Origin of the sequence: Holdemanella porci (genome assembly GCF_009696075.1) — a bacterium.
Lineage (GTDB): Bacteria > Bacillota_I > Bacilli_A > Erysipelotrichales > Erysipelotrichaceae > Holdemanella > Holdemanella porci.
In genome coordinates this window covers 1-7,227 of sequence record NZ_VUMR01000077.1, presented here as the reverse complement: position 1 = coordinate 7,227, position 7,227 = coordinate 1, and the positions used below count along the sequence as shown (strand labels likewise).

8 protein-coding genes are annotated in these 7,227 nt (G+C 34.7%); 6 read left to right on the top strand and 2 right to left on the bottom strand.

Annotation, left to right across the window (positions count from 1 at the left end; translation table 11 throughout):
* Positions 1–177: 177 nt before the first annotated feature.
* Entirely contained in the window at positions 178–1,128 is a 951-nt protein-coding gene (locus tag FYJ55_RS09965; protein WP_154556697.1) for a P1 family peptidase, read from the top strand.
* 41 nt (positions 1,129–1,169) lie between these two features.
* Complete coding sequence (locus FYJ55_RS09960) at positions 1,170–1,847, top strand: HAD family hydrolase (protein ID WP_154556696.1); 678 nt, start codon at positions 1,170–1,172, stop codon at positions 1,845–1,847.
* 21 nt (positions 1,848–1,868) lie between these two features.
* Here FYJ55_RS09960 and FYJ55_RS09955 read toward each other — a convergent pair whose 3' ends face one another.
* A complete protein-coding gene (locus FYJ55_RS09955) occupies positions 1,869–2,192 on the bottom strand; it encodes a type II toxin-antitoxin system PemK/MazF family toxin (protein ID WP_154556695.1) in 324 nt (107 codons plus the stop codon).
* Positions 2,192–2,443 (bottom strand): AbrB/MazE/SpoVT family DNA-binding domain-containing protein, encoded by a 252-nt coding sequence (locus FYJ55_RS09950; RefSeq protein WP_154556694.1) that lies wholly within the window; start codon positions 2,441–2,443, stop codon positions 2,192–2,194. Before FYJ55_RS09950 ends, FYJ55_RS09955 begins: the two co-directional genes overlap by 1 nt.
* A gap of 162 nt (positions 2,444–2,605) precedes the next feature.
* Between FYJ55_RS09950 and FYJ55_RS09945 the strand changes: the two genes are divergently transcribed.
* The 4 genes from FYJ55_RS09945 (at position 2,606) to FYJ55_RS09930 (ending at position 7,121) form a co-directional block, all read left to right on the top strand.
* The gene (locus FYJ55_RS09945; RefSeq protein ID WP_154556693.1) at positions 2,606–3,469 is read left to right on the top strand and encodes a peptidase U32 family protein; all 864 of its coding nucleotides are present in this window, start codon (positions 2,606–2,608) and stop codon (positions 3,467–3,469) included.
* Complete coding sequence (locus FYJ55_RS09940; protein ID WP_154556692.1) at positions 3,462–4,664, top strand: peptidase U32 family protein; 1,203 nt, start codon at positions 3,462–3,464, stop codon at positions 4,662–4,664. Before FYJ55_RS09945 ends, FYJ55_RS09940 begins: the two co-directional genes overlap by 8 nt.
* 17 nt (positions 4,665–4,681) lie before the next feature.
* A complete protein-coding gene (locus tag FYJ55_RS09935) occupies positions 4,682–6,376 on the top strand; it encodes a proline--tRNA ligase (protein WP_154556691.1) in 1,695 nt (564 codons plus the stop codon).
* A gap of 94 nt (positions 6,377–6,470) precedes the next feature.
* The gene (locus FYJ55_RS09930) at positions 6,471–7,121 is read left to right on the top strand and encodes a hypothetical protein (protein WP_195836724.1); all 651 of its coding nucleotides are present in this window, start codon (positions 6,471–6,473) and stop codon (positions 7,119–7,121) included.
* Positions 7,122–7,227: the final 106 nt, after the last annotated feature.

The window sequence follows — 7,227 nt, the reverse complement described above, 5'->3', positions numbered from 1 at the left end:
ACTGTAACAAAAAGATAGGGAAAGTAAACCCTAAAAGTGTTTAAAGGTCATCTCTATCTCAGAGTCAAAATCCCTATGACTTTTAAAGGTTGATTTATCCCTATCTATTTTTATATATTCCTTTTTTTATGAAAATTTTTTAAATTTCACTATAATGGTTTTAAGAGGTGTTAAATTATGGAAAAAGGCAAATTAAATCGAATTACAGATGTCGAAGGTGTTTTGGTTGGGCATAAAACAATTTGTTCTGATTCTCACCAAACAGGTGTGACATTTATTCGTACGGCTGAAGATGTATTTCATCAAAAGCTAGCTTGTGGTTGTAGTATTCTAAATGGTTTTGGAAAGACGACAGGATTACCACAAATTATGGAGTTGGGTACTTTGGAAAGCTATATTTGTTTGACAAACACTTTAAATGTGGGCGTTGTTCAACAAGCCTTGGTGGATATCATGGTCAAAGAAAATGAAGATCTTACAAGTGTTAATGTTGTCGTTGGAGAATGCAACGATGGATATCTAAATTCGATTCGTGATTGTGTCGTTACAAAAGAAGATGTATATGATGCGTATCGTGATTGTAAAAAAGAGTTTGAACTTGGCAGTGTTGGAGCAGGTCGAGGCATGTCTTGTTTTGAAATGTCAGGTGGTATTGGATCGAGTTCAAGAATCTTTGAAATTGATGGAAATACATATACTCTAGGTGTTCTTGTACTTTCTAATTTTGGTTTAAGAGAACAGTATCTGTTAGATAAAGTTGAGGGGAATCAATTGCCTTTAGAACAAGAAAAAGGTTCCATCATGATGATCATTGCGACGGATGCTCCGTTAAGTGATCGACAATTACGTAGAGTTTGTAACCGAATGCCGGTTGGTTTAGCTTTAACAGGATCGCATATGGGTAATGGTTCCGGTGATATTGCGATTGCGTTTAGTACAGCCAATCGTTTTGGAGATGAAAAGATTCATACTTTAAAACAAATCAATGACAACAAGATCAATGTTGTGTTTGATGCAGCCATTGAATCTTGTAAAGAAGCTGTCCATGTATCTTTAATTGAAAATGAAGAGGTGACAGGTCAGTCTGGACATGTTCGTAAGTGTTTAAATCAAGTGAAGATTTCATAGTGAAATTTTCTTTTTTATGTTATATTTTTTTTGGTGATTATATGAAGAAAGTAATGTTTGATTGTGATGATACACTCTATGATTTATCTTGGCCATTTCGCAAGTGCATGAAAGAATTCCTTCCGAATGTAGATGTGGATATGGATTTATTTTATGCGGATTATCGTAAGTTTGGAGATATGATTTTTGATGATCTTCAACAAGGAAAGATCACAGTTGATGAATCTGGCGTTTATCGTGTTGAAAAGGCTTGTGAAAAGTATGAGATTATTTTTTCTCATTCAAAAGCTGTAGAGTTTCAGTCTCGCTATAAATATTATCAGCATCATATTGAAATGGATGCACCATTGATTGATTATTTTTCGAATTGTGAAGATGAACTTGCGATTTTGACAAATGGAGAGGACACTCATCAAAGAATGAAATTAGAAGTGCTTCATGTCTTTGATTATTTTAAACCTGAAAATGTATTTACGAGTGGTCAAATTGGAGTCGCAAAACCGGATGTGAATGCATTTAAAAAATGTATGGAAGTGATGCATGAAGATATTACTGAATGGTATTATGTGGGTGATAACTATATCAATGATATGCAGGGGGCTAAAAATGCAGGCATGAAGACGATTCATTTTAATCGTCATCATCAGGTAAGTGGTCCTTGTGCAGATCATGTAGTATATAGTGCAAAAGAATTGGTTGAATTCATTAAAAAAGGTTAGACAAATCATCTAACCTAATCATTAAATACATGAATGAACTATATCGAGTACTTCTTGGAGGATGTTTTGTGGACATTCTTCTTTTTTTGTGGCTTTTCTTGCTTTTAAATCTAATGTTTTTACATGTTCACATAAAACACATCCAGTTGTAATTGTATGAGAATCAAGTTTTACATGTGTTGGAAAATTTTTTGTGTTATTTGTTATTGGGCAAACGATGAAAAGACCCATGATTTTGTTGTAATCATTATTGGAAATAACTAAGCATGGGCGTTTTCCTGCTTGTTCGTGCCCCTTAGTAGGGTCAAGGTCTATATATACGATATCGCCTTGTTTAAAAGACATTAAATTTCCTCCTTACCGACAATTTCATCAGACCAAATTTCTTTTTGTTCAGTTGGTCCGTCATAATTTGCGAATCTTTCAGCTAATGTTAATTTTTTTTCTTTTTTGGGTACAAGAACAATTGTTTCATTTTGAACTTTCATTTGAAGTTCGTCTCCAACTTTTAAAGATAGAAGTTTCATCACTGCCATAGGTAATCGAATCCCTTGTCCGTTTCCCCATTTTGCAATTTTTAAACTGTTTTGAGCCATGATGTACGTCTCCTTTCATTCCTGTCTGTCTTTACAAGAAGTATATACAATGTATAAACATAAAGTCAATGACTTAAATATAATTATAGTGATGATTTTATGGTTAGGCATAGAATCACATTTGTGGTAAAATAATTTTGTATGTTTTGATAAGGAGTAATTATGTTTATAACAACAATTCATTCTATTGATTCATTAGAAAAATTAAAAAGAGCAAAGGCCGATGCCGTGATCATTGGTGTTGAACATTATTCGATTCGTTCGAGTATTACGGTAAAAAAAGAGGATTTACAGCTTTGGAAGAAGAAGTGTAAAAAGCTTGGCCTTAAATTATATATCAACTTTTTAAGATTATGTATGGATGAAGATTTATCGGGTGTTCGTGAATACTTTTCTATTTTTAAAGAATTGGATGTGGATGGTATTTACTATGCGGATGAAGGTCTATATTTTGAGGCGAAACAATTGGGGATTGAATCCAAATTGATTTATCAACCGGAAACATTGGTGGTTTCAAGTGCAGATGTGGATTTCTATATGTCTTTAGGCATTCAATCTGTATCTTTAGCTCATGAATTGAGTCTTGAAGAAGTGGTAAGTATTGGAAAGCACAATCCGGATATTGAAATCTTAGTGCATGGGTATTTCTCAATCCTATATTCAAGAAGACCTTTGGTCACTAACTATTTAGAGGCTGTGAATAAACCGGTTTGTTCTTTGCCGTGTCATTATGACTTGATTGAACAAACGCGACAGCAGCGTATGCCAATTGTGCAAGATGAGTCGGGTACACATATCTTTAGTGAAATGCCAATCAACTCATTACAGGAAATGTGGGATTTTACAGATGTAGGAATGCATCGCTTCCGCATTGATTCTTTGTTTTTTGATGATGATTGGACTGTTGAAATCTTGGGTTTATATGATTTAGCTTTACAAGGAATTAAAATTACGGATGATGAGTCGACAAACCGTTGGTATTTAGAAGAGACAATTAAGAAAAAGGAGGAGCAAGTAAATGAATAAGATTGAATTATTAGCTCCTGCTGGAAATTTAGAAAAAGCAAAGATTGCGATTTTATATGGGGCGGATGCCGTATATATTGGTGGTAAGCAGTTTAGTTTGCGTTCGCGTGCTAGTAACTTTTCCATTGATGAAATCGCAGAATTAGTCAAATTTGCGAATGCACATAATAGTCATGTGCATGTAACTGTAAACATGCTTCCGCATGAATCGGATCTTGATGGTATTGAAGAGTATTTAAAAACTTTGGATTCGATTGGCGTGCATGCGATTATTGTGGCAAGTCCATCGATTATGATGTTGGCAAAAAAGCTTGGATGTAAGTTTGAAGTGCATGTGTCAACGCAGCATTCTTCTACAAATTCAAGTGCTGCAAGATTCTGGAAAGAAAAGGGCATGGACCGTGTTGTTCTTGCCAGAGAATGTCAAATGGATGATATTCGTTCGATTTGTGAAGAGAATATTCTTCCTATTGAAGTCTTTATTCATGGAGGCATGTGCATTTCTTTTTCAGGACGTTGTGTATTGAGTAATCATATGACACTTCGTGATGCGAATCGTGGTGGGTGTGCGCAGAGTTGTCGTTGGAAATATCATTTAATGGATGGGCAAACAGAATTAAGTGATCCGACGAATTTATTCTCCATGTCTTCAAAGGATTTGCAGGCAGTGGATTATATTGAGGATTTTATCCATATGGGTGTAGCGTCTTTGAAAATTGAAGGGCGTATGAAAAGTGCCTATTATTTAGCTACGGTTGTTTCTAGCTATCGTATGTTGATTGATTATATTTATGAGCATGGGCATGCGGATGTTGAAATTATTGAGCGTGTAAAAAAGGAAATTGCCAAGGCAGAGAACCGACCGACCGGGCCGGGCTTCTATAATGGTCTTCCTGGATATAAGGTACAGTTGTATCAAGATCATGATGAAACGGTAACACAGGAATATGTAGCCATTGTACAGGATTATGATAAAGAAAGTCAGATGGCGACTTTACAAGTAAAGAATCATTTCATGCCCAATCAGGATTTAGAAATATTTGGTCCTCACATTTTAAGTACGATTGTACATGTTGGGGATGTGTATGATACTGAAGACAATGTATTAGAGGTTTGTAATAAGCCGATGCAGATCGTACATACAAAATGGTCTGGGCCTATTGAAGTCGATGCGATGATTCGGAAAATTAGATAGTGGAAGAGGTAAGTAAGATGAAATTAAGTCAGAGTTTCTTTTATACATTAAGAGAAAATGCGAAAGATGAAGATAGCGTATCAAGTAATTTGTTGGTGCGTGCTGGAATGATCAAAAAATGTTCAAACGGAATCTATATGATCATGCCTATGGGAAAGAAGGTTCTTTCTAAAATTGAAAATATTATTCGTGAAGAAATGGATGCGAAAGATGCACAAGAATTGTTGATGCCAGCATTGATTCCAGAAGATGTATATGTACAATCGGGTCGTCGTGAAGCCTTTGGTTCAAATATGTTTTCATTGAGTGATCGTTATAATAAGCGTTATGTTTTGGGTCCAACACATGAAGAATTGTTTGCGGTAGCTAGTAGTATGGATGGAAAATCTTATAAGGATTTCCCATATAACTTATATCAGATTCAAACGAAATATCGTGATGAAACACGTCCTCGATATGGCTTGATTCGTGTTCGTGAATTCATCATGAAAGATGCGTACACATTTGATGTGGATGAATCTGGATTGGATGTAGCCTACAACAAAATGTATGATGCGTATTGCCGTATCATGGATCGTTTAGGATTGGAATATAAGATTGTTAAAGCGGATACTGGAGCTATGGGTGGTTTATTATCAGAAGAATATCAGGCTCTATCAAGTATTGGTGAAGATGTTGTTGTTGGATGTGTTGGTTGTGACTATTCTAGCAACTTAGAAATCACTGAAGTAGTAGATACAATGGAAGATTCTTGTGAAGAAGAACTTTCTATGGAAGTTGTTGATACGCCAAACGCAAAAACAATTGAAGAAGTAGCGGCTTTCTTTGGTAAGAAGGAAAGTGATTTTGTTAAAACATTACTATATAACGTAGATGGAAAGGTAATCGCATTCTGTATTCCTGGTGATCGTGAATTAAATGAAACAAAGGCATTGAAATTATTGGGCGCTAATGAAATGGAAATGGCTAGCTTTGAAGAAGTTGAAAAGGTAACACATGCTCGTGTTGGTTTTGCGGGCCCAGTCGGCATTGATTGTCCTGTATATATGGATCGTCAAATCAAACATATGAAAAACTTCATTGTAGGTGCTAACCAATCGGATCGTCACATTAAGAATGTAAATTGTAAAGATTTCGAGCCTGTTGAAGTGGCAGATCTTTGCCAGGTTAAAGAAGGGGATATTTGTCCTAAGTGTGGAAAGAAGTTAACTTTCCAACATGGTATTGAAGTTGGTAACCTATTTAAATTGGGTACTAAATATTCTAAGAGCATGAATCTATACTATACAGATGCCAATAACCAATTACAGCCAGTTTGGATGGGAAGTTATGGCATTGGTCTAGAAAGATGTATGGCAGCCGTTGCTGATCAACACCATGATGATTTTGGTATGAAATGGCCAGTTGAAATTGCACCATTTAGACTTGCAATTGTTCCAGTATCTTTAAAGGATGAAGAACAAGTTAAGATTGCCAATGATCTATATGAATTCTGTAAAGAACACAAGTTCGATGTTATTTTAGATGATCGTAATGAGCGTCCAGGCGTTAAATTTAAAGATATGGAATTGATAGGGGTTCCTTATCGTATTACTGTGGGTCGTGGTGTTAAAGAGGGTAAGCTTGAGTGGACAGATCGTTATACGGGTGAAAAGACTGAAATTGCGATTGAGGATGTTTATTCTGAAATCGAAAAAGTTTTCGCCATGTAAACGCTTGTACTTGAACTATAAACAAAAAATTAAGTTTTACATTTACTTTCATACAATTTTCTTGTATATTAGTCATAGTTAAAGGAGTGTAATTATGCAAAATAAAATTGAAATTTTTAACAACCAGGTTATTATCAACTATAATTTGGCATATCCAAAGAGTCGTGAGGTTTTATTAAAATCTCATACGTTCGCAAAATTCGTTCAATATTTCATTGAATATCAAGAATCAGACAATGCGAACATGTACGCGTATTTGACAAAGAATGGAGAATTGAATTCAAAAGAAGCTTCTTATGATTTCTGTCATTTCTTGCGTTTATTGTCAATCTTTACTTGTGAAGAATTAAAAGATGAATATTATATTTCAAATAAAGATGCAACTTTAAGTGTTATTGAAGAGATGTATCGTAATTGGCGTTCTTTACAACGTTTTGGATATATGAAGAGTGATAATTCAACGGATTTTGGTATTAATACATTAGTGGCATTTGACTCAGCTTCAAATGATTTAATTCTTCGTACATATCGTTTGTTTGAAGAAAAATTAATGGGAAGACCAAACTTAGTGTATCGTCAGGTTCAAGCTGGAACTAATGCATGTTTCTCTATTCATACGTTGGATAAAGTATGGGCTGATGAATATGCTGCATTACAAGATATCCCAATGATTGATACAGTTATGTTAAGAACTCCAATGATTTTGCATCCAAAATCAAGTAAATGGTACTATGTCAAGATTTAAGACAACTTAAATATCTGTTTTTTTAATGTTTATGTTTCAAATATTGTTTTTCAAAATTTTGTGGAGATTCATATTCACAATGTGAGTGAATTCGTGTTGTATTATA

Excerpts from the sequence above, each read along its gene's own strand:
- FYJ55_RS09965 (WP_154556697.1), top strand. The coding sequence starts at position 178 with ATGGAAAAAGGCAAATTAAATCGAATTACAGATGTCGAAGGTGTTTTG.
- FYJ55_RS09960 (WP_154556696.1), top strand. The coding sequence starts at position 1,170 with ATGAAGAAAGTAATGTTTGATTGTGATGATACACTCTATGATTTATCT.
- FYJ55_RS09955 (WP_154556695.1), bottom strand. The coding sequence starts at position 2,192 with ATGTCTTTTAAACAAGGCGATATCGTATATATAGACCTTGACCCTACT.
- FYJ55_RS09950 (WP_154556694.1), bottom strand. The coding sequence starts at position 2,443 with ATGGCTCAAAACAGTTTAAAAATTGCAAAATGGGGAAACGGACAAGGG.
- FYJ55_RS09945 (WP_154556693.1), top strand. The coding sequence starts at position 2,606 with ATGTTTATAACAACAATTCATTCTATTGATTCATTAGAAAAATTAAAA.
- FYJ55_RS09940 (WP_154556692.1), top strand. The coding sequence starts at position 3,462 with ATGAATAAGATTGAATTATTAGCTCCTGCTGGAAATTTAGAAAAAGCA.
- FYJ55_RS09935 (WP_154556691.1), top strand. The coding sequence starts at position 4,682 with ATGAAATTAAGTCAGAGTTTCTTTTATACATTAAGAGAAAATGCGAAA.
- FYJ55_RS09930 (WP_195836724.1), top strand. The coding sequence starts at position 6,471 with ATGCAAAATAAAATTGAAATTTTTAACAACCAGGTTATTATCAACTAT.